The sequence below is a fragment of the Haladaptatus sp. ZSTT2 genome (assembly GCF_037081775.1).
Lineage (GTDB): Archaea > Halobacteriota > Halobacteria > Halobacteriales > Halococcaceae > QDMS2.
Map to the genome: position 1 here is coordinate 749,408 of NZ_JBAMHQ010000001.1, position 18,619 is coordinate 768,026.

Here is an 18,619-nt window from a genome sequence, read left to right on the forward strand (position 1 = left end):
CAGCCCCTTATATACTCACAGCAATGAATCGGCGCACGTTTTTACGGGCCAGTGCCCTCACCGGCGCAGCCTCGCTCGCTGGTTGTACCGGGCTGTTCGAGAGTCAATCGGTTCGTGAGCCGCCGCTCGCAGACTTCCGGCCGAACGCCGTCTATCTCCCGACCCATGCAGAGGGGATGGAAATGGCGGGGATGGGAACGGCCGGTGACTACCAGTTCGGCCTCATGTACAGCTACCCCCACCGATTCTGGAACATGAACGAACGTGCGACCCAAAAGACGAGCATCACCGCAGAGGACACCGTCCACCTGATGGCAACCGTCTGGGACCCGGACACCGGCGTCGTCCTCCCCGAAACCGGTCTTTCCGTGGAACTGGATGGTGAAGAGGAGGTTATCTATCCGATGCTCTCCCAGCAGATGGGCTTTCACTACGGCGACAACATGGGTCTCTCCGGCGATGGCACCTACACCGCGACCGTCTCGGTTGGCGGCCTGAACATCGAGCGAACCGGCGCGTTCGCAGAGAAGTTTGCAGACCCCGCCTCGGCGGACATCGAGTTCGAGTTCAGCCAGTCGAAACTCGAAGCCATTCCGTACCGCCTGCTCGAAGACGAAGCCGGGAACAGAGGCGCACTCGAACCCATGCAGATGGAGATGCTGCCAACCGCCACCGCCCCCGCAAAAGACGCCTTACCCGGTGAGTTCATCGGAGAGGCCACCAGCGGTGACGCCCTGTTCTACGCGACGCTCCTCTCCGGTGGCGACGTGCCAGCAGGCATCGACGCCGAGCGCTATCTCGTACTCTCTGCGCGAACGCCGTACAACCACATGGTGCTCCCAGCGATGGGACTCTCGGGGTCGCTCGCAAACAGTGGCGAGACAGTCACAGACCTCCAGTTCACCCGGACCTTAGACCCCGATCTGAACTACCACTACGGCACAGCAATCGACGCCGACGTGTCGTGGGACGAACTCGGCGTCACGGTGGACATCGTCCCACAGATCGCACGCCACGAGGGCTACGAGACGGCGTTCATCGACATGGAGCCGACGACGATTCAGCGTTCGTCGTAAGTGTAGGCGAACACGCGCCCGTCGCCGTACATCACGTAGATTTCTGCCGCGCCGTCATCGTCTGTGTCCGCGAGCGCCGGGTGGGTGAAAATCTGCACGTCGCGCTGGCTGGTTGCGAGCACGTCGCCCGTCTTCGGCTCGACGACCGAGACGATACCGTCGTTCGACACCGCGACGAGTTCGTCTGCGCCGTCGCCGTCTACGTCACCGAGTACTGGTGGCGGCATCATCTGCACCGACTCGGTGGTGAGCGTCGTCTTCCACTCGATGTCACCGGTAGCGGCGTCGATGCTCCGCAGCGTCCCGTCTTTGGCCGTCGCGTACACCTCGGCCTCGCCGTCGCCATCACCGTCGCCAAAGGCGTTCACGGCAGCAAAGCGGCCGAAGTCGTGTTCCCACTCCACCGCGCCGTCTGCGCCATCGACCATGCCGACGGTGCCAGAAACCGTCGCCACGACGATTTCGTGTTGGGCGTCGTCGTCTGCCTGTCCGGTGGTCATCCACGTAATGGAGCCATCGAACGGTTTGACCGTCCACTGTTCGGTGCCGTCTGCTTCGTAGAGGCGAATCTCGCCACTCGACAGGCTGAGCGCGACTTCTGGCTGTCCGTCGCCGTCGAAGTCAGAGACGGCGGGCTGGCCCCACACGTACGTCGAGAGGTTGTCCGTCCAGAGTGCCGTCCCGTTCGGGTGAATCACGGCAACCGTCCCTTTGATGTCCACGACGACGATTTCAGCCGTGCCGTCACCGGTCACGTCCGCAACGACTGGCTGGGTGTAGCCGTACGAACCGAGTTCGTAGCGCAATTCCTCTTCGCCCGTCAGCGGGTCGAACGCGATGACGGCCTGTTCGGTGGTCGCCGCGATGACCTCACGAGTGCCATCGCCGTCGTAGTCAGCGAGCGCGGGGTCTGCCACAGAGTGAATCTCACAGCCGTCTTCAGGAATCTCGTGTGTCCAGCGCGTCTCGCCGGTGCTCCCGGAGAGGGCAAACAGCGCACAGCCCTCAGGGTCTGTGGGGCCGCTCACCGGTGCGTACACCCACGGTTGGCCGTGGATTCGCCCCGCGGCTGGCGCGTGGTGGTTCGACTGAACCGAACGCCCGGTATCAGAGACCCACTGCTCGGTGAGCGTGCCGCTCGGGTTCAACGCGTTCGTCGCGCCGAGGGCGGTGAGGCTCCCGAGCGTCACCACGAGCAGGGCAAGGGCGAGCGCCGTTCGGGGTCGCATACCGGAGGTTGCAGATTCAGAGAGAAAAGCCCTTCTCGTTCGTGAGCGAACGAATTTTGAGCCGACAATCACACCGCCGTCTGCCATGTGAGCGCCTCCCGACCCCAACAGAAAATGAACACCCTTTTATTTACCCCCGAGAAAGCAAAGATTGCTTACAAAGAACGGCATGCGTGGGTAGCCAAGCCAGGCCAACGGCGCAGCGTTGAGGGCGCTGTCCTGTAGAGGTCCGCCGGTTCAAATCCGGTCCCACGCACTGCTATGGCACGTTCATCCGTGTCTTCAGTGCGGGTGCTCGTCTCAGAGACAGCACCCACGCACAAACTTACTACAGAACCCACTCCCAAAGAGTGGCAACTCGGTTTTTACAGAAAGCTACGAATCCAGAGTAACAGCAGTGTTAATACAGCGAGAGAACCGCTCAGTTCCCGTTACAACCGGCTTCGAACACGTCTTTGTGCAGTTGGCTCGTCACCGTTTGCATCAGCGTTTCTAAGTTCACCGTGTCGGCGCGATTGTACTTGACGAGCGTGTCGAGCGAGCCGTCTTTCCCGCGTTCGTGTTCGCGCCAGAGACGGACGGCGTCTCGGCCCGTGATGTCGGGTTCGTCGCGGTCGATGCCGATGTCCTTCTCGATTTGTTTCAGGCCGCCCGAGAGGCCGAGCTTCTTGCAGGTGTACATCAGGTCGATGTGCGGGTGGTCGATGTCGATGTCGAACGAGCCTTCGAGGAAGGGCACGTCGAAGCGTTTGCCGTTGAACGAGGCGATGATTTTCGCCTCGGAGAAGATGTCGTCGAGCGCGTCGACGGTGAGGTTGTCGTCGCGGATGAGCGTCGTCGTCTCGCCGTCTTGGTGGAAGCTCACGGTCGTCACGACCGAGTTTTTGTGACTCAGGCCGGTCGTCTCGATGTCGAAAAAGCACACGTCAGAGGCGAAGTTCTCGTAGATGCGCCACTGTTCGCCGGAGGGGAAGATAGAATCGAAGTGGCGGGCGTCACCGGCTTCTAAGCGGTCGTAGCCCTCTTCGATGAACTGCTCGATGTTGTCTGCTTTTCGGTCTGAGACCGCCGCGCGGTCGAACTCGTCCCAGTGGGTGATACCCGACTGCCAGAGCTTGCGCTCGGTGCCAGCGCCAACCCCGGTGACGGGAATAAAACTGTTCTCGATACGCATGTCGAAAGAAGGGCTGGCCGGCGACGTAAAGCCGTTGTCTTCCCGGTCAGAACTCGCCGTCGAAGATTGTCTCCGTGAGCGCCATCTCTGACACAACGTCGTCGGTGAGCAGGCGGTCTCTCGCGTCCGCGAGCGCCTCGTCACGGGTGTCCTCATCGCGTTCGTCGCCCGCGAGCGCGCTGTCTCGCAAATCAGCCGACACGTCGCTGAGGACGGCGGCCACGGTCGCGAGCTCATCGAGCAGCGAATCGAACGACCTCGGTCGGTCAAGTTGGGTGAGCTTCGTCGCCAACGTGTCGAGGTCGAGACCAACCGCATCGAAATCCTCCTCTGCGTCGTCATAGTTGTGCGCAAACAGCCGCGAGACGCCCTGGTTGTAGGCTTCGAGAATCGAATCGAACTCTCGGAGCAGCCCCGCAAGTTCCTCGCTCACGAGCAGTTCTGCCTCGAACTGCGCGACTTTCCCCTCGTACTCGGCTCGCGAAAGCGTATCCGTCCCCGCTGTGCTCTCTGGGGTCGTCTCGTCGAGGAGGGTATCGAGAAGCGTGGACGCGGCGTTGCGGGCGTCGCGTTGCTGGTTGAGCCCCGCGGTGAACTCGAAGGAGTCGTCGGCGTAGAGGCCGCCGGTCGCCCGCACGGTTTGGTGGTATGCCGTGATAACGCGGTCTTGACACCGGGCGGCGTAGCGAACGAACTCGCCGACGTCACGAAGTTGGGCGCTTCGCTCCAGTTGCGAGGCTGTCCCGAACTCGTCTGCGGTGTCGAGTCTGTCCCACGCCTCTCTCACCTTGTTCCCAATCGGCGTCCACTCGAAGTCATCGGTCGCGGCGGTTACGCTCAGAATCGACGCACCCGTCCCGAAGTCACTGTAGAGGGTGACGGCCTCTGCCAGATTGAACTCGGCGCGGACAAGCGCCTCACGCGCTGTTTCGTTCTCCTGCGGTTCCGGTGTTTCCGTCTCGGTCTCCGTTTCTGTCTCGGTTTCAGTCGGCGTTTCCGTGGTTGGCTGCGCTGTCGTCGGCGTCGACGTCGTTTGGGTCGGCGTGGCTGTCGTGGTCGTAATATCGTCACCAGTCTGCGTGGTGGTCGAGGTTGGTTCCGGCTGGGTAGTTGAGCATCCGGCCGCGAGCAGAAGCCCGGACGTGACGAGGAAGTGACGGCGAGGAAGCGTCATCGCTAGTATAGGTGGCGCGACAGGAAGATGGTTATAACTGAGTTAATGGGGCGGATTCGCAGAAAGCATCGAGTAACGGCTATCCGTCCGCAGGGGCAAGACGGGCACATGGAAGTTCTCACCAGAGACCGCGTCCCGGCGCTTACGGGGCTGCTCACGGCCATCTCATTGGCGCTCGTCTTCGGTGCCGTGCTTGGAGCGATTCCCACGAGCATCCTTCCGCGTGCGCCCGACTGGGTGTACGAGTCAATCCCCCACCTCAACGCCGCCATCAGCTTCGTCGCCATCCTCACCATCATACAGGGCTGGCGCTGGATTCGACAGGGACAGGTGCTGAAACACCGCGCCGCCATGCTCACCGCCCTCGGGCTGTTCGCCGTGTTCTTGAGTCTCTATCTCTACCGCATCTCGTTCGTGGGCACGACGAGTTTCATGGGGCCAGAGACGGTCAAACTGTATCTCTACTACCCGTTTCTCGCCATCCACATGCTGTTCGCCATCGCCTGCATTCCGCTGCTCTACTTCGTTGTGCTCACGGCGCTCACCCGCCCGATTCGAGAGATTCCGAAGTCGAGTCACAAGCGGATTGGCCGGATCGCGGCGGCGCTGTGGCTCGTCTCGTTCTCGATGGGCATTGGCGTCTACCTCCTGCTGTATATTATCTACTGAAAATCAGTCGTCTGCGAACACCGGCCGCGACACGTCTCTGTCCGTTTCTTCGCCGTTGATGTCGTAGGGATATTTGCCCGTGACACAGCCGAGACAGAGGTCGAGGCGTTCTGTTTCTAACACGTCTGCAATCGCGTCGATGGAGAGATACGAGAGGCTGTCTGCGTTGATGACATCGCGGATATCTCCGACCGATTTATCAGACGCAATCAGTTCATCGCGGGTGGCCATGTTGATGCCCATGTAACACGGCGCGATGATAGCGGGTGCGCCGATGCGCATGTGGACTTCCTCCGCACCGGCGTCTTTGAGGAGTTGGACGAGCTGGTTCGATGTGGTTCCGCGAACAATCGAATCGTCGATGATAGTGACGGTTTTCCCCTCGATGGTGGACTTGATGGGATTCAGTTTGAGGCGCACCGCACGCTCGCGTTCGTCCTGTGTGGGCATGATGAACGTCCGCCCGACGTAGCGATTTTTCATGAGGCCCTCTGCGAACTCGACGCCGTCGCCCGCGGCGTCCGCGTAGCCAGAGGCAAACGCACGCCCGGAGTCGGGAACGGGCATCACCACGTCCGTGTCGATACCGCTTTCCTCCCAGAGTTTGCGCCCGAGTTCGCGACGTACTTCGTAGACGAGTTTGCCGTCGATAATCGAGTCCGGGCGGGCGAAGTAGACGTATTCGAAGAAACAGTGGGCCGTGTTGTCGTTCTCGACGAGTTGGTAGGAGTCGAAGTCAGAGCCGTCTTCTGCGAGGACGATGAGTTCGCCCGGTTTCACGTCGCGGACGAGTTCGCCGTCTAACGTGTCGATGGCCGCGCTCTCTGAGGCGAGGACGTAGCCATCGTCGAGTTTTCCGAGGACGAGCGGGCGGTTGCCCTGTGGGTCGCGGACGCCCATCACGGTGTCGTCGTGCATGATGGTGAGGGCGTACGAGCCGTGAATCCGGTTCATCGTCTTCTTGACGGCACGCACGAGGTCGCCGTCTAAGAGGTTGCGCGCGAGGTCGTGGGCGATGACTTCCGTATCGCCGTCTGAGGTGAAGGCGTGGCCGTGGGCTTCGAGTTCGGCGCGAATCTCGTCTGCGTTCACGAGGTTGCCGTTGTGTGCGAGGCCGAGCGAGCCACTTTTGAACGAAACGGAGAACGGTTGGGCACAACTCGAATCGACGCTTCCGGCCGTCGGATAGCGGACATGGCCGATGCCGACCTGTCCGTGGAGGCCGTCTAAGTCGTTGAGCGTGAACGCATCACCAACCAGCCCCATCTCGACGTGGCTGTACTGTTGGAAGCCGTCGTGGGTCACGATGCCCGCCGACTCCTGTCCACGGTGTTGGAGGGCGTATAGCGAGTAGTATAGCGGTCGCGCGGCGGGTCGGTCAGCCAGCGAGATGCCGACGACACCGCACTTTTCGGTCAAGCCGTATTGGAACTGTGGGGAATCCCGCCCATCTGCCATGGTCGTTGGTGTGGCGGCCAACCGTAAAAACCCCCGCCATTGTGTCGTAATCGCCTGAACTTCCCGCCCAAATATACACGTTCATGTATATGTTGGGGTGGAGAACCACCGCACCGTCGCTCAGCGTGTGATGAGAACACCACGCACGCGTGAGTAGACACTCGTGAGGTGGGGAGAGAGAAAATTTCACGCGACCGCAACCGCGGCCGCAGATTCATCGCGTCTATTCGCCGGCTTTCGACTGCCAGGCGTACTCACGGCGTTTGGCCGTTTTCCCGAAGCCACAGGACGCACAGACCTTCTTTCTGCTGTGATAGGACTTGTTCCCGCAGCGACGACACTTCACGTGCGTCGTCTTGTTCTTCTTACCCTGGCTTGGAGTACCTGCACCAGTCATGGAGTAATCGTGACGACGTTATCGCCGCGTATAATGGTTGTGTCTTCATCCGACTCAACCACGAGATTCATATGCTGGTCGTAGCCGGCGAGCTCGCCGGTGAACACCTCGCCATCTTTCAGGCGAACGGTGACTTCCTCCCCTAGCGACGCCTCGAGGACGTCGAGCGGTCGTCCACTCATACCCATACCGCCCTTCGTCGCGGTATTAAACGTACCGGCCTGTCCCTCAGAGCGACACCGAGAACTCACCAAACTCGGCGGCGTGGGCTGCAATCTCTCCAAGCAGGTCGGAAACGGCCACGAGGTCGTCGGTGTCGATGACCTCGACCGGCGTGTGCATGTAGCGGTTTGGCAGCCCGATGTTGAGCGACGGAATGCCTCCACGCGTCGTGAAAAAGGCGTCTGCGTCGGTTCCGGTAAATGAGCCAGCAGCCTGTAACTGCACGTCGATAGAAGCAGCCGTCGCCGCCTGCCGTGCGAGCGAAACCACTCGTGGGTGGTTCGCAGACCCGCGGGCGATGACCGGTCCGTCCCCAAGCGAGATGTCCCCGCCCTTGTTCGCGGGTGCGTCGGGGCTGTCGGTTGCGTGAGTCACGTCCACCGCGATGGCCACGTCCGGATTCAGGTCGTGGGCAATCATCTTCGCACCCTGTAAGCCGATTTCTTCCATCACCGTACTCACCGCGTAGACGGTAGCCTCTACCTCGGCTTCCGCTGCCTGCCGAAGGCCTTCTGCGGCGGCCCAGACGCCGATTCGGTTGTCCATCCCGCGGGCCGACAGTCGCGTTCCATGGAGATCGTTGACAGTGGAGGAGAACGTCACGGCATCCCCGATTTCGACGAGGGCCTCGGCGTCGGCTTTGTCGTTCGCGCCGATATCGACGTGCTGTTCTGTAATCTCGGAGATCTTGTCGTCGTCGCCGTCACGTAAGTGGATAGCCGCCTGCCCCACGACACCCGAGATGGGGCCGTCTGCGGTGTGAATCGTGACGTGTTGCCCCCGAGAGACGGTCTTGTCCGCCCCGCCAATCTTATCGAGTCGGAGGAAGCCGTCGTCGTCGATGGTGCGGATGATGAAGCCAATCTCGTCTGCGTGGCCGGTGAACGCCAGTTCCGGGTCGCCACCGTCGTAGACGGCGATTGCGTTGCCGTAGGCGTCGGTGTGAACGTCGTCTGCGAACTGAGAGACGTAGTCCACCCAGACGCGCTGGACGGGGAGTTCGAAGCCAGACGGGCTCGGTGCTTCGAGGAGCGAATCGAGAAACGCTCGCTGGGACTCGTTCATGGCTAAATCTCGGTGTGAGAAACGTATCAATCCCCCGAACCAGGCCACAACCGATAAACAGTTGGTCAACCAATAGAACAGTATGGGAAACTTCACTCTCTTCGAGGTGCACCTGCACGGCGAGAACGGCGGCGGCTTCCAGTTTGGCCCGACGTTCTCGAAATCGAGCGACAAGGATGAATCTGCGGACACAGACGCATCGGAGAAGTCGCGTCGCTTTGGCCGGTTCCGCCGGTCGAAAAACGACGACGAAGACGCGACAGCCGAAACGGAAATCGAAGTCGAAGACGGCGACGAGGTGGACGAGGTCGGAGGGGAGAAAACCGCGAGTGGCAAAGGCGCGCTCATCGCAATTCTGTTCCTCGTCGGCGCAGTCATGCTCGTGAAGAAACTCCGCGGGGGCGGCGACGGCGAAGCCGAAGTCGACCTCGAGTAGGCACAACCCATTTTACCGGCGCTCTCTAAACAGAGTCGTGAACTTCTTTCGTAGCGTCAGAGCGGTCACCAGTGCGACCGGCGATGGCCCCATCGACTGGCAGGCCGTCGCGGAAGCCACGAAAGCCGCAACTGACCCCGGCGACCTGACGTTAGCCGACACAGAGCAAGCGGGCTACGCAGACGACGTCCGCGACGCCCGCAATCGGGTGCGAGAAGTGTCCGGCATCGACTTCGACGTGCCGCGCACCGTCGAGATTCAGCACCGCCACCACTGGGTGGACGCCAACATCACCACCTTCGAGCGCGTGATGGCTCCACTCGAAGACCAACAGCTCTCGATGATTCCCGGCGTCGCCCGCGTCGTCAACACCGGGACGATGGCTTTTGCCCTCTCCTTTCTCGCAAACAACGTCCTCGGGCAGTACGACCCACTGCTGCTCGCAGAGGAGTCGAAAGAGCAGATCGACCACGGTCTCTACTTCGTCCACCCGAATATCGTCCGCGTAGCCGACATGCTCGACGCGCCGTTCCCGCGCTTCCGGCGCTGGATTGCGTTCCACGAGGTGGCCCACGCCGCCGAGTTCGGTGCCGCGCCGTGGCTCTCTGACCACTTAGAAGCCCAGATGCGCGAAGGCATCGACGACCTCTCTGATGGAAACATCAACCGCCAAGCCTTCACCGAACTGAACACCGCGATGACCGCCGTCGAGGGCTACGCCGAACTCATCATGGACCACGCCTTCGACGGCGAGTACGAAGACCTCCGGCGCAAACTCGACGAGCGCCGGAAAGGCGGCGGCCCCGTCGCCCAACTCGTCCGCCGGATGCTCGGCATGGGCATGAAACGCCGCCAGTACGAACTCGGCAAGGAGTTCTTCGAGATGGTGGCCGCCGTCCGCGACATCGAAACCGCCGCCCTCGTCTGGGAACAGCCAGAAAACCTCCCAACGAAAGACGAGTTAGAAAATCCCGCGCGCTGGATTGCGCGGGTCGCGTAATCGACTCGCTTACTGCCCGGTGAACGTCCGGTTGTCGTCTTCCTTTTCCGACTCATCGCGTTCGACACTCTCACGAGTCACTCGGTTGGTTCGACTGCACCGATTGACACTGTCCCCGAATCATCGAGCGAAAGCGTGTACGTGAGCAACTTGGTTGGCCCTGCCGAATCCAATTCGGAAAGCGAGACGCGGTAGTACGTCTGGTACTCGCCTGCCGGGTAGCATGGTCCGTCTTGACCGGTGGTGTAGAGGGCGTGTTTTACCGAATGCGACTCACTGGGGGCGAGTTCCAACTGGACGGCAATAGATTCCCAAGCGACCCGTGGCGTTTCACCGTCGGTCGTCAAAAACCGCCAACAGCCGTCCGTTTGGCTCTCTGCGAGTTCCCCATTCGTGGTGAAGAGGTGTTCCGGAGACGTGGGATACAGTGTGAGTTTTCCCGTTGCGCCGTCGAGTTCTGAAGAATATTCAAGCACCGCTGCGCTGTTGGACGTATGGTACGGGCGCAGTGGAACGGGTTCAATTCCGGTGTTGGTCACGCCGAGTTGGACGATTGGTGGGTGCGCTGCAGTGCCCTGTGAGACGACAGACGCGTGCGCAGCGAGCGATGAAGCATCGACGGATTTCGCGGTCGTTTGTGTCGCCTTTGTCGTCTGTGCCGTTTGAGTGGTTTCCGTCGCTGGCGTCGATGCTGAGAGACAACCGGCGAACGAGAGCGCCGCAACTGGCGTGCAGCGGAGAAATTGTCTCCGCGAGAGGGAGGTATAGCCCACACATTCAGGCTCGTTGATAAATACTTTCAGGGAAAATAACCGAACTCCGAGATTATTCGACCGACTCGAACACCGGCGACGGCTGGCCTTCGTGTTCGAACACGTCAGAGAGCGTCACGGTGTCGCCGATTTCCACGTCGTCTGAGACGCGGCCAACGGTTTTGGCCTCGCCGAGTTGGACGACGGCGAGTTTGAAGCCCGCGTCGAAGCCGAGAGGCGAGACGGCGATGGTCGTCTCGGAGTAGACCTCGCCTGTGGTTTCGAGTTCGATGGTCGCAATGTCGCGGCTGCCACAGCGCACGCACGCGGCTTTCGGTGCGGCGGTCTGGTGGCCGCAGTCGGCACACTCCTGGCCGAGCAGCGTGCCGTTTTTGAGCGATTCACTCCAGCTTTCGTAGGTCAGGGATTCCGGGAGTTCTATTTGACTCATGCGCGCACCTCCAAGACCGAGACGAGCGTGGTACCGGCGTCGCCACCGAGGTTGTGGGCGATGCCCGTTTCCACGTCTGCAATCTGTCGGTCGCCCGCGTCGCCGCGGAGCTGTTCGACGAGTTCGACGAGCTGTGCGGTGCCGGTCGCGCCAATCGGGTGGCCCTTCGCTTTGAGGCCTCCGCTTGGATTGATTGGCATGTCGCCGTCGATGTAGGTTCGGCCCTCTGCGGCGGCGGGGCCGCCCTCACCGTCTTCGAACAGGCCGAGTGCTTCCGAGGCCATCACTTCCGCGCCGGTAAAGCAGTCGTGGACTTCCGCGAAGTCAACGTCGGCTGCCGTGATGTCCGCCTGCTCGTACGCCTGTTCAGCAGCGCGACGGGCCGACATCGTCGATGGGAAGTCCGGTTTGTCAGAGAGCGGGATGATATCCGTGCCGTGGCCGACGCCGGTCACGTCCACGGGAGCGTCGAACTCGTCTGCGATGTCGTCAGAGACGACGATGACCGCGCTCGCGCCGTCCGAGAAGGGACAGCAGTCCATGAGGTGGAACGGGTCTGCGATAATAGGCGAGTCGAGCACGTCCGAAACGTCGATGTCGCGGCCGAAATGCGCCCGCGGGTTGTGTGCGCCGTGGGCGTGATTTTTCACCGCGACTGAGGCGAGTTGCTCCGGCGTCGTGCCGTACTCGAACATGTGTCGCTTCGTGAGCAGTGCGAACACGCCGGGGAAGGTGAGACCCGTCGGCTGTTCGTACTGGCGATGACTGGCGGAGGCGAAGATGCGCGTCATCTCGCCGGTTCCAAGCCCGGTTTCCGGCGTGCAGCGCTCGACCCCGCCGACGATGACCACGTCGTGGAGGCCCGACTCCACGTCTTGGACGGCGTGTTTGAACGCGTTCGAAGAGGTTGCACACGCGTCCTCGAAGCGCTGACACGGCACGCCCGCGATGCCGATGTGCGAGGCGAGTGTCGGCGCGAGGTGGGTGTCGTTTTCGGTCTGGCCACCCATTGCGTTCCCGAGGTAGAAGGCGTCGATGTCATCGGATTCGACGCCGGCGTCATCCATTGCGGGGAGGGCTGCTTCAGCGAAAAGCTCTGGTAACGTTGCTTCGTGGACGCCGAACTTCGTCATGCCGGCTCCCACGATACTTGCTCGTGCCATCTGTTCTCATCCAACTTCTCATTTTCACGGTTATCAATCGTGTGATTCCGTCATGCCTGTCCGATTTATGGTCGCCGTCGGGCGTCACCCGCAATATCGCCCGTTCCCGGAAACACCAGCCAGACGAGCAACACGCCAAGCGCCGACCCGGCGAGGAACGCCACGCCGAATTCGATCCACGTGGGAGAAGACGGGAGCGTGATGAGCCCGGCAGAGGCACCGACGAGCACCACAAAACCGATTTTCAGCCGCAGCGTCGCTGCGGTTCGTTCCTCGCTCGATAAGGGGCCGACCATCACCGGCCACCCGTACACAGCATCATAGCCTGACTCACGAGTGCTCGAACCTTAATGTGCGTGAAAACGCTAAGAAGGCGGTCACATGAACCCACGACCAACTTCATCATCCTCGATGAGGTCGTCGAGTTCGGCGTCGAGCAGTTTCTCTGCCTCTTCGAAGGTTGACGCAAGCTCGTCGAGCTTCGCAGACCGTTCGGTGTGGTCGAACTCGAGCGGCCCGAACGCGGGACTGTCGAGTGCGCCCATCACGTCTTCGAACAGCGCGTTCGGCGTCGTCGGCGCGTCTGCGTGGGCTTTCAGAATTTCGGTGAGTTCCTTGCCCGTGCGCTCTGCCTTCGACTCCTCGATTGGTGACTGGATGCCAAAGCGCCCGCCGACCCTCTCGTTCGGGAAGAATGGCTCTAAGTCGTCGTCAATCCGCCGGGCGACGCGCGTGCCGACGCCCTTCACCTCGAAGGGATTTTTCGCGTAGGTCTTGAGTTGGAAGACGCCTGCTTTCGGATGGCCGAGGTAGAGGTCTTCGCCGAGGCCACGGTTACGATTGCCCGCGACCGCTCGCCAGTCGCCTGCGTCCGCACCGCTTTCGACGACGTCTTCGAGGATGTCTTGCCAGTTCCGGACGCGCATATCGAGTCTTAGCGACGGGGTGAGAATGAATGTATCGTCCGTCGGAACGGAGGGGAGCCACGACGGGCAGGATTTTTCACCGCGCGTCACGGAGGACAGACGTGCATCTACGGGGTCCCGTCATCGAGGTAGGCGAAAAACGGTCAGTCAACACGAAATACGGAGAGAGCGACCTCGCAGAGGTCACCCTCCGCCCCGAAAACGGGCAGGCAGACCCCGTGAAACTCACCCTCTGGGGGAAGTGGGCTGAAACGGCCGACTACCTCAGACCGGGGATGGAACTCGTCGTGAAGGACGCAGACGAACGCGAGTATCAGGGTGAAACCCAATTTTCGACCACCGGAGACACCATGGTCGTGGTCGAACCGTCTTTCCTCGTGAACGTGACCGACATCCGCTCGTGGGTGCAGTGCCCGCGGATGTACTACCTCAACAAAATCACGGGCATCCCGCTCAACTACCCCGTCATTAAAGGGACGATCGTCCACGAGGTGTTCGGCGACCTCCTGCGCGGAGGCGACTTAGAAGAAGCCGTCGCAGATCGCGTCGAAGAGGCGGGCTTAGACCTCGGCCTGCTCGAAAAAGACACAGAGGAAGTCCGCGAAGACGTGAAAGCAAACGCCCGTGCCATCGAGGGCTGGCTCGCCCAAGGCACCCTCGGCACCGAAGACGACTGGCGAAGCGAGCAGACGCTCATCAGCCAGACCTACGGCATCAAGGGCCGGGCCGACGCGCTGCGCCGCGGCATGCCCGTCGAACTGAAAACAGGCAAGAACACGAATCGCGAACCGCGCTTTCACGACAAGGTGCAGGTCGCGTGCTACTCACTCCTGCTCTCAGACCGCGGCGAGATGCCCGATACGGGAACCTTACTCTATACGAAAAACGCGGCACTCGACCGTGCCGAGGCAACAGGCGACCTCTCGCCCGCGAAAGAGTTCTCGATGGGCAAGGGCTTTCTCGCGTTCGTCCTCAGAAAGCGCAACGAAATCGCCGCGATGGAGTTCGACATGTCCGTGCCGACGGGTGAGGAGGCGAACGCGAAATGCGAGTACTGCTTCGAGCGCGACAGTTGCATGGTCATCGCGGGCCGCCTCGGCCAGCACTCGAAAGCCGGAACGATTGGCGCCCCCGTCCCCGACGACGAACGCGCCTACTTCGAGCAGTTTTACCGACTCGTCGAACACGAACGCCGGGCCGTCCACACGGAGTACGCAAAACTCTGGGAACAGACCGCAGAAGAGCGCGCTGACGCCGACCTCGCGCTCATCGACTTAGAACCAACCGGCCAACAACAACTCGAAGACGGTCGCTGGGAGAATTATGCGACCTGCGACGACCCCGTCTCGAAACTGCGAGAGGGGGACTTCGTCCTTGCAAGCGACGGCAATCCAGTGCAGGGCCACGCCGAACTCGGTCGCATCCAGAAACTCGGCACCGAGATTACCGTCGTCACTGACGAACCGCTGGAACTCAGGAGACTCGACGTGTATCCCTCTGAACTCTCAGCAGACCGGATGCTCGTCGCGCTCCACGACGCCATCCTGACGGGCGAGGAACGGCGCAAGGATATCCTCTTTGGCCGCCGGGAACCCGCCTTCCACGACGAGCAGGTCACGTACATCGACAACAACGAGTCGCAGAATGCGGCGGTGAACCTCGCTGTAACCGCAGAGGACTGTGCGCTCGTCCACGGCCCGCCTGGCACTGGAAAGACGTACACCATCGCCCGCATCATCCGTGCCCTTGTGAAGCGTGGCGACCGCGTCCTGCTCTCTGCGTTCACGAATCGCGCGGTGGACAACGCGCTCGAAGCCCTCCGCGACCAGGGCTTCGAGGATTTCGTCCGTGTGGGCTCAGAGAACGGCGTCCGCCACGACATGCAGGACAAGCGCTTGGAGACGCGCGGTGAGCCGGCGGTGCAAGCCGCGAAAATCACCGACGCATCCGTCGTCGCGGCCACAACCGCAGCCTGTGGCTCTCGCGTCATGCGCGAACAAGCGTTCGACGTGGCGCTCGTAGACGAGGCCGCCCAGCTCACCGAACCGGGCACGCTCGCGGCCATCAATTTGGCTGAAAAATTCGTTCTCGTTGGCGACCACGAACAGTTGCCGCCGGTCGTCCAGTCAGAACCGGAAGAAGAGGACGGCGACCTTTCGCTGTCGCTGTTCGAACGCCTCCACGACCAGTTCCCCGAGGCGTCGGTCATGCTCGACCGCCAGTACCGCATGGCACAGAAGATTCAGGCGTTTTCCTCCCGGGAGTTCTACGACGGCAAACTCCGCCCGGCCACGCCCGCGGTGGCCGCCCAGCGCATCGACCAGTTGTCGGACGTGGATGCGAGCAAGCTGCCCGAGCACCTCACCGACACCGTCTCGTTCGTTGACCCGGATGGAACCGCGCGCGGGAACACGAACCCGGACGAAGCGCAAGCGGTCGCAGACGTGGTCGCGGCCTACGCGGACGCAGGCGTCCCCCACGAAGCAATCGGCGTCATCGCACCTTACCGGGCGCAGGTGGCAGAGATTTCGAGAACCGTCCCTGAAACCGTCGCCGTGGACACCGTAGACCGCTTTCAGGGGTCGAGCAAGGAGGTCATCATCGTCTCCTTCGTCACCACGGAAACGCTCGACAGTCCCATCTTCAAAGACCACCGCCGCGTGAACGTGGCGCTCACGCGGGCAAAGAAGGCGCTCGTGCTCGTCGGGGACGCAGACGCCCTCTCGACGATGGACCTCTACTCGCGGATGGTCGAGTGGGCGCGGTAGCGAGGAAAACCCCTTTTCCGCAGGCGGGTGTTTGCTTCGGTATGCGACTTACGTTTCTCGGAACCGGAAGCGCGATGCCCACCGGCGAGCGCGGCCAGACCGGTATCCTGCTCGAATCCGACGGCGAGCGACTGCTCGTCGATTGTGGGAGCGGCGTCCTCCACGCACTTGCTCGCACCGACGTGGGCTACGAAGGCGTGGATACGGTGTTGCTGACCCACCACCATTTAGACCACGTCGCAGACCTTTTGCCGTTGCTCAAAGCCCGCTGGTTGGCCGGTGAAGAATCGCTCACGGTCGTCGGACCGCGCGGCACCGCAGACCTCGTTACCGACCTGCTTGACGTTCACGAGTATCTCACGGGCAGGGTTGACCTCGATTTGAAAGAGGTTGCCCCAAGCAAGTCGTTCACACTGAAAGGGTTCGACATCGCCGCGATGGAGACCATCCACTCGATGTACTGTCTCGCCTATCGGTTCACACCAGTCGGAACAGACGGCCCCGTGTTCACCTTCTCGGGCGATTCGGAGGCGTTCCGCGAGTTGGCCGAGTTCGCAGAAGGCTCGGCCGTCCTCGCCCACGACTGCTCGTTCCCCGACGAAATCGACGTGTCGAACCACCCGACGCCGAGCCAATTGGGAGAGGCACTCTCCGGGCTCGACATTGGGCGCGTGTACCTGACGCATCTGTACCCGCACACGAACAACAAACACCGCGAGATGCTCGACTCGATTGGCAAGCACTACGAAGGTGACGTGCGGTTTGCAGAAGACGGCCTCTCGCTCGGAATCGACGAAGAATGAATTACTGCAACCGATAGCGAAGAATCGCCGCAATCCCCCCAAGGTTTGAGAGTTGTTCACCCGGTGGGAACGAACTCGAAAAGACGGTGACTTCGCCGCCTTTCTGTTCGACCGCCTGAATCAGGTCGTTCACGTCGAAATCCCACTCGCCCTGCCCGCCGCGTTCCATGCGGAGGCGTTCGTCGAGGATGAGTAAATTTTCGACTGCGCCGTAATCCGAGGCTTTCTGCACTTCTTCGACGCCGTAGGCAGCTTTCGCGTCCTGTGCGATGTTCTCCATCAACGTGTCGATGAGTGCTGCCTCTTCTGCGATGCGCGTCTCTGCTTGCACCTCGTCCACCGCGCCGCGTTTGAGCACTTCGTGGACGCCACGGTCGCCGACGGAACTCGTATCGACCATCGTGATTTTCTCGGCGATGTCCTTCGCGTTCTCTTGGAGGAATTTGAGCGCGTCCTGTTTGGTGAATCCCGGCCCCGCGAGGATGATGGCGTCCACCTCAAGGTGTGAGAGGACGCTTGCGATTTCCTCGAACAGTTCGCTGCGGGCGCGGGCGAACTCGCCTTTTCCGGTCGGTCCGGAGATGGAGGCGTACTCTTCGGTGCCGTACTGGGCGACCGTGTGGACGTAGGCTTGGGCTTCTTCGACGGTGACGATGGCCACGTCGGGGTTTTCGGTGGCTTCGACGGCGTCTTCGAGGCGGTCGAGTTGGTCTGCTTTCCACACCTTCTCTACGGTGAGTTCCTCGCGCTCTTCGACGTTCAGCGTGTGATGGAAGCCGAGTTGGTCTTCTCTCGAACAGCCCACAATCGTCCCGCTCACCCGCAGGCGGTTTGCGAACTTGTGGAACTCCGTCTCGTCTACGTCGAGGGTGACGTTCATCGGTTCGCGCTCGCCGCCTGTGTCGCGCATCATGTCGTCGTCGCGTTGGATGCGGCGGGTCGTGTCCCCCGAAACGTGGTCTCCCGGCTCTAAAATATAGGTGAGATGCCAGAGGTCATCGAGGCTTTCCGGCACGAGCACGATGCGCTCGCGGCCGCCCTCTGTCCGTGTCCGACTGGCGATTCGCATTGTCTGTTGGTCGTTTCTCAGCCCCTAAGTGCCTGCTGATTGCTCAGGCCGCGTGGGCCGTCGTCTGTGGCTCCGTCCCCGCCTGTGCGTTCGCGTAGCCGCGTCCGTAGAGGTAGTACACCACCATCTGGACGTAGAAGGCGACGAAGATGCCCACGAGGACGAACATGAGTGCGCCCGCGACTGCTCCGAGGACGATGGAGACGCCGACCGCCAACAACCACGCGACGAGGTAGTCGCCGGTAAGCGCGATGCTCAGAATGGTGCCGAACTCGAACCCAGCACCGAGTGAGTCTTTCGTGGCGAAGTTCGCCATTGCGGCAGGAATGGTGTACGCCACGAGCAAGAATAGGACGGTCACGAGGAGCCCGAAGATGAGACCAAGCACCCCAACGCTGGCCATGATGCCGCCACTGTCTGCCTGTGCGCCAGCGGCGAACCCAACGCCAAGAATCGCGAAGCCAATCAGCGCGAGAATCGAGGGGATGGCGACGTACGCGATGCTGATGACGAACACCATCAGCCCGTCGGTGAACAAGTCTGCCCACTCATCGAACTTCGGCGGCGTCTGTTCACCGCTGACGCCCACACGGAGGACGCGAACGAAGTATCCCTGTACCAAGAAGATAGGGAGGATGAACACGCTCAAGATACTCAACACACCGCCGATTGCGATGGTTTTCACCCAGTCGTCATCGTTTCGCGGAAATGACAGTGCTTCACTAAGCATTACAGCTACTCATTGGGTAGCGGCTGTCTTATATATTATCGAAAATAGCACATGAAA

At 61.3% G+C, this 18,619-nt stretch carries 20 protein-coding genes and 1 tRNA gene; 7 read left to right on the forward strand and 14 right to left on the reverse strand.

The genetic code is table 11. From position 1 onward, the window contains the following. Positions 1-23 precede the first annotated feature (23 nt). Positions 24-1,076, forward strand: coding sequence for a twin-arginine translocation signal domain-containing protein (locus V5N13_RS04105; RefSeq protein WP_336359720.1), 1,053 nt, complete (start codon positions 24-26; stop codon positions 1,074-1,076). Here the strand turns inward: V5N13_RS04105 and V5N13_RS04110 are convergent. Beyond that, positions 1,061-2,305 (reverse strand): FG-GAP-like repeat-containing protein, encoded by a 1,245-nt coding sequence (locus V5N13_RS04110; protein WP_336359721.1) that lies wholly within the window; start codon positions 2,303-2,305, stop codon positions 1,061-1,063. The genes V5N13_RS04105 and V5N13_RS04110 overlap by 16 nt on opposite strands. 171 nt (positions 2,306-2,476) lie before the next feature. Here V5N13_RS04110 and V5N13_RS04115 point away from each other — a divergent pair. Beyond that, a tRNA-Leu gene (locus V5N13_RS04115) sits at positions 2,477-2,561 on the forward strand. 165 nt (positions 2,562-2,726) lie between these two features. On the opposite strand, the gene V5N13_RS04120 is transcribed toward V5N13_RS04115, so the two are convergent. Both V5N13_RS04120 and V5N13_RS04125 read right to left on the reverse strand, forming a co-directional pair. Further along, the gene (locus V5N13_RS04120; RefSeq protein WP_336359722.1) at positions 2,727-3,479 is read right to left on the reverse strand and encodes a ribonuclease H-like domain-containing protein; all 753 of its coding nucleotides are present in this window, start codon (positions 3,477-3,479) and stop codon (positions 2,727-2,729) included. 46 nt (positions 3,480-3,525) lie between these two features. Further along, positions 3,526-4,653 (reverse strand): hypothetical protein, encoded by a 1,128-nt coding sequence (locus V5N13_RS04125; protein WP_336359723.1) that lies wholly within the window; start codon positions 4,651-4,653, stop codon positions 3,526-3,528. A 108-nt stretch (positions 4,654-4,761) separates the two neighbouring features. Here V5N13_RS04125 and V5N13_RS04130 point away from each other — a divergent pair, with 108 nt between their 5' ends. Next, the gene (locus V5N13_RS04130; RefSeq protein ID WP_336359724.1) at positions 4,762-5,322 is read left to right on the forward strand and encodes a DUF420 domain-containing protein; all 561 of its coding nucleotides are present in this window, start codon (positions 4,762-4,764) and stop codon (positions 5,320-5,322) included. 3 nt (positions 5,323-5,325) lie between these two features. Here V5N13_RS04130 and purF read toward each other — a convergent pair whose 3' ends face one another. The 4 genes from purF to V5N13_RS04150 form a co-directional block, all read right to left on the reverse strand. Then, positions 5,326-6,780, reverse strand: coding sequence for an amidophosphoribosyltransferase (purF, locus tag V5N13_RS04135; RefSeq protein WP_442905061.1), 1,455 nt, complete (start codon positions 6,778-6,780; stop codon positions 5,326-5,328). A 223-nt stretch (positions 6,781-7,003) separates the two neighbouring features. After that, a complete protein-coding gene (locus tag V5N13_RS04140; RefSeq protein WP_332899570.1) occupies positions 7,004-7,177 on the reverse strand; it encodes a 50S ribosomal protein L37e in 174 nt (57 codons plus the stop codon). After that, positions 7,174-7,359 carry an LSM domain-containing protein gene (locus V5N13_RS04145; RefSeq protein ID WP_276246897.1) on the reverse strand — a complete coding sequence of 62 codons (186 nt, stop codon included), beginning with the start codon at positions 7,357-7,359 and terminating at the stop codon, positions 7,174-7,176. Before V5N13_RS04145 ends, V5N13_RS04140 begins: the two co-directional genes overlap by 4 nt. 46 nt (positions 7,360-7,405) lie before the next feature. Further along, positions 7,406-8,464 carry a M20/M25/M40 family metallo-hydrolase gene (locus V5N13_RS04150; protein WP_336359725.1) on the reverse strand — a complete coding sequence of 353 codons (1,059 nt, stop codon included), beginning with the start codon at positions 8,462-8,464 and terminating at the stop codon, positions 7,406-7,408. Positions 8,465-8,546: 82 nt separating this feature from the next. On the opposite strand from V5N13_RS04150, the gene V5N13_RS04155 reads away from it, so the two are divergent. Continuing rightward, entirely contained in the window at positions 8,547-8,900 is a 354-nt protein-coding gene (locus V5N13_RS04155) for a hypothetical protein (RefSeq protein WP_336359726.1), read from the forward strand. Positions 8,901-8,937: 37 nt separating this feature from the next. Continuing rightward, positions 8,938-9,900 (forward strand): zinc-dependent metalloprotease, encoded by a 963-nt coding sequence (locus V5N13_RS04160; RefSeq protein WP_336359727.1) that lies wholly within the window; start codon positions 8,938-8,940, stop codon positions 9,898-9,900. A gap of 77 nt (positions 9,901-9,977) precedes the next feature. On the opposite strand, the gene V5N13_RS04165 is transcribed toward V5N13_RS04160, so the two are convergent. The 5 genes from V5N13_RS04165 to V5N13_RS04185 all read right to left on the reverse strand — a co-directional run bounded on the left by V5N13_RS04165 (position 9,978) and on the right by V5N13_RS04185 (position 13,192). Continuing rightward, on the reverse strand, positions 9,978-10,673 hold the full coding sequence (locus V5N13_RS04165; protein ID WP_336359728.1) for a hypothetical protein: 696 nt from the start codon (positions 10,671-10,673) through the stop codon (positions 9,978-9,980). Positions 10,674-10,725: 52 nt separating this feature from the next. Continuing rightward, complete coding sequence (locus tag V5N13_RS04170; protein WP_336359729.1) at positions 10,726-11,103, reverse strand: Zn-ribbon domain-containing OB-fold protein; 378 nt, start codon at positions 11,101-11,103, stop codon at positions 10,726-10,728. Beyond that, positions 11,100-12,266: a thiolase domain-containing protein gene (locus V5N13_RS04175; RefSeq protein WP_336359730.1), complete on the reverse strand. Its 1,167-nt coding sequence runs from the start codon at positions 12,264-12,266 to the stop codon at positions 11,100-11,102. Before V5N13_RS04175 ends, V5N13_RS04170 begins: the two co-directional genes overlap by 4 nt. Positions 12,267-12,331: 65 nt before the next feature. Beyond that, positions 12,332-12,562 carry a hypothetical protein gene (locus V5N13_RS04180; RefSeq protein WP_336359731.1) on the reverse strand — a complete coding sequence of 77 codons (231 nt, stop codon included), beginning with the start codon at positions 12,560-12,562 and terminating at the stop codon, positions 12,332-12,334. A gap of 81 nt (positions 12,563-12,643) precedes the next feature. Then, positions 12,644-13,192 (reverse strand): hypothetical protein, encoded by a 549-nt coding sequence (locus V5N13_RS04185; RefSeq protein WP_336359732.1) that lies wholly within the window; start codon positions 13,190-13,192, stop codon positions 12,644-12,646. A 101-nt stretch (positions 13,193-13,293) separates the two neighbouring features. On the opposite strand from V5N13_RS04185, the gene V5N13_RS04190 reads away from it, so the two are divergent. Both V5N13_RS04190 and V5N13_RS04195 read left to right on the forward strand, forming a co-directional pair. Continuing rightward, on the forward strand, positions 13,294-15,960 hold the full coding sequence (locus V5N13_RS04190; protein WP_336359733.1) for an AAA domain-containing protein: 2,667 nt from the start codon (positions 13,294-13,296) through the stop codon (positions 15,958-15,960). Positions 15,961-16,001: 41 nt separating this feature from the next. Then, complete coding sequence (locus V5N13_RS04195) at positions 16,002-16,763, forward strand: MBL fold metallo-hydrolase (RefSeq protein ID WP_336359734.1); 762 nt, start codon at positions 16,002-16,004, stop codon at positions 16,761-16,763. 1 nt (position 16,764) lies between these two features. Here V5N13_RS04195 and V5N13_RS04200 read toward each other — a convergent pair whose 3' ends face one another. Continuing rightward, the gene (locus tag V5N13_RS04200; protein WP_332899581.1) at positions 16,765-17,832 is read right to left on the reverse strand and encodes an mRNA surveillance protein pelota; all 1,068 of its coding nucleotides are present in this window, start codon (positions 17,830-17,832) and stop codon (positions 16,765-16,767) included. A 43-nt stretch (positions 17,833-17,875) separates the two neighbouring features. Continuing rightward, positions 17,876-18,562 (reverse strand): DUF4013 domain-containing protein, encoded by a 687-nt coding sequence (locus V5N13_RS04205; RefSeq protein ID WP_336359735.1) that lies wholly within the window; start codon positions 18,560-18,562, stop codon positions 17,876-17,878. Between the last annotated feature and the right edge of the window lie 57 nt (positions 18,563-18,619).

Excerpts from the sequence above, each read along its gene's own strand:
- purF (WP_442905061.1), bottom strand. The coding sequence starts at position 6,780 with ATGGCAGATGGGCGGGATTCCCCACAGTTCCAATACGGCTTGACCGAA.
- V5N13_RS04105 (WP_336359720.1), top strand. The coding sequence starts at position 24 with ATGAATCGGCGCACGTTTTTACGGGCCAGTGCCCTCACCGGCGCAGCC.
- V5N13_RS04130 (WP_336359724.1), top strand. The coding sequence starts at position 4,762 with ATGGAAGTTCTCACCAGAGACCGCGTCCCGGCGCTTACGGGGCTGCTC.
- V5N13_RS04120 (WP_336359722.1), bottom strand. The coding sequence starts at position 3,479 with ATGCGTATCGAGAACAGTTTTATTCCCGTCACCGGGGTTGGCGCTGGC.
- V5N13_RS04155 (WP_336359726.1), top strand. The coding sequence starts at position 8,547 with ATGGGAAACTTCACTCTCTTCGAGGTGCACCTGCACGGCGAGAACGGC.
- V5N13_RS04185 (WP_336359732.1), bottom strand. The coding sequence starts at position 13,192 with ATGCGCGTCCGGAACTGGCAAGACATCCTCGAAGACGTCGTCGAAAGC.
- V5N13_RS04125 (WP_336359723.1), bottom strand. The coding sequence starts at position 4,653 with ATGACGCTTCCTCGCCGTCACTTCCTCGTCACGTCCGGGCTTCTGCTC.
- V5N13_RS04175 (WP_336359730.1), bottom strand. The coding sequence starts at position 12,266 with ATGGCACGAGCAAGTATCGTGGGAGCCGGCATGACGAAGTTCGGCGTC.
- V5N13_RS04180 (WP_336359731.1), bottom strand. The coding sequence starts at position 12,562 with ATGGTCGGCCCCTTATCGAGCGAGGAACGAACCGCAGCGACGCTGCGG.
- V5N13_RS04150 (WP_336359725.1), bottom strand. The coding sequence starts at position 8,464 with ATGAACGAGTCCCAGCGAGCGTTTCTCGATTCGCTCCTCGAAGCACCG.
- V5N13_RS04200 (WP_332899581.1), bottom strand. The coding sequence starts at position 17,832 with ATGCGAATCGCCAGTCGGACACGGACAGAGGGCGGCCGCGAGCGCATC.
- V5N13_RS04110 (WP_336359721.1), bottom strand. The coding sequence starts at position 2,305 with ATGCGACCCCGAACGGCGCTCGCCCTTGCCCTGCTCGTGGTGACGCTC.
- V5N13_RS04170 (WP_336359729.1), bottom strand. The coding sequence starts at position 11,103 with ATGAGTCAAATAGAACTCCCGGAATCCCTGACCTACGAAAGCTGGAGT.
- V5N13_RS04205 (WP_336359735.1), bottom strand. The coding sequence starts at position 18,562 with ATGCTTAGTGAAGCACTGTCATTTCCGCGAAACGATGACGACTGGGTG.
- V5N13_RS04140 (WP_332899570.1), bottom strand. The coding sequence starts at position 7,177 with ATGACTGGTGCAGGTACTCCAAGCCAGGGTAAGAAGAACAAGACGACG.
- V5N13_RS04145 (WP_276246897.1), bottom strand. The coding sequence starts at position 7,359 with ATGAGTGGACGACCGCTCGACGTCCTCGAGGCGTCGCTAGGGGAGGAA.
- V5N13_RS04195 (WP_336359734.1), top strand. The coding sequence starts at position 16,002 with ATGCGACTTACGTTTCTCGGAACCGGAAGCGCGATGCCCACCGGCGAG.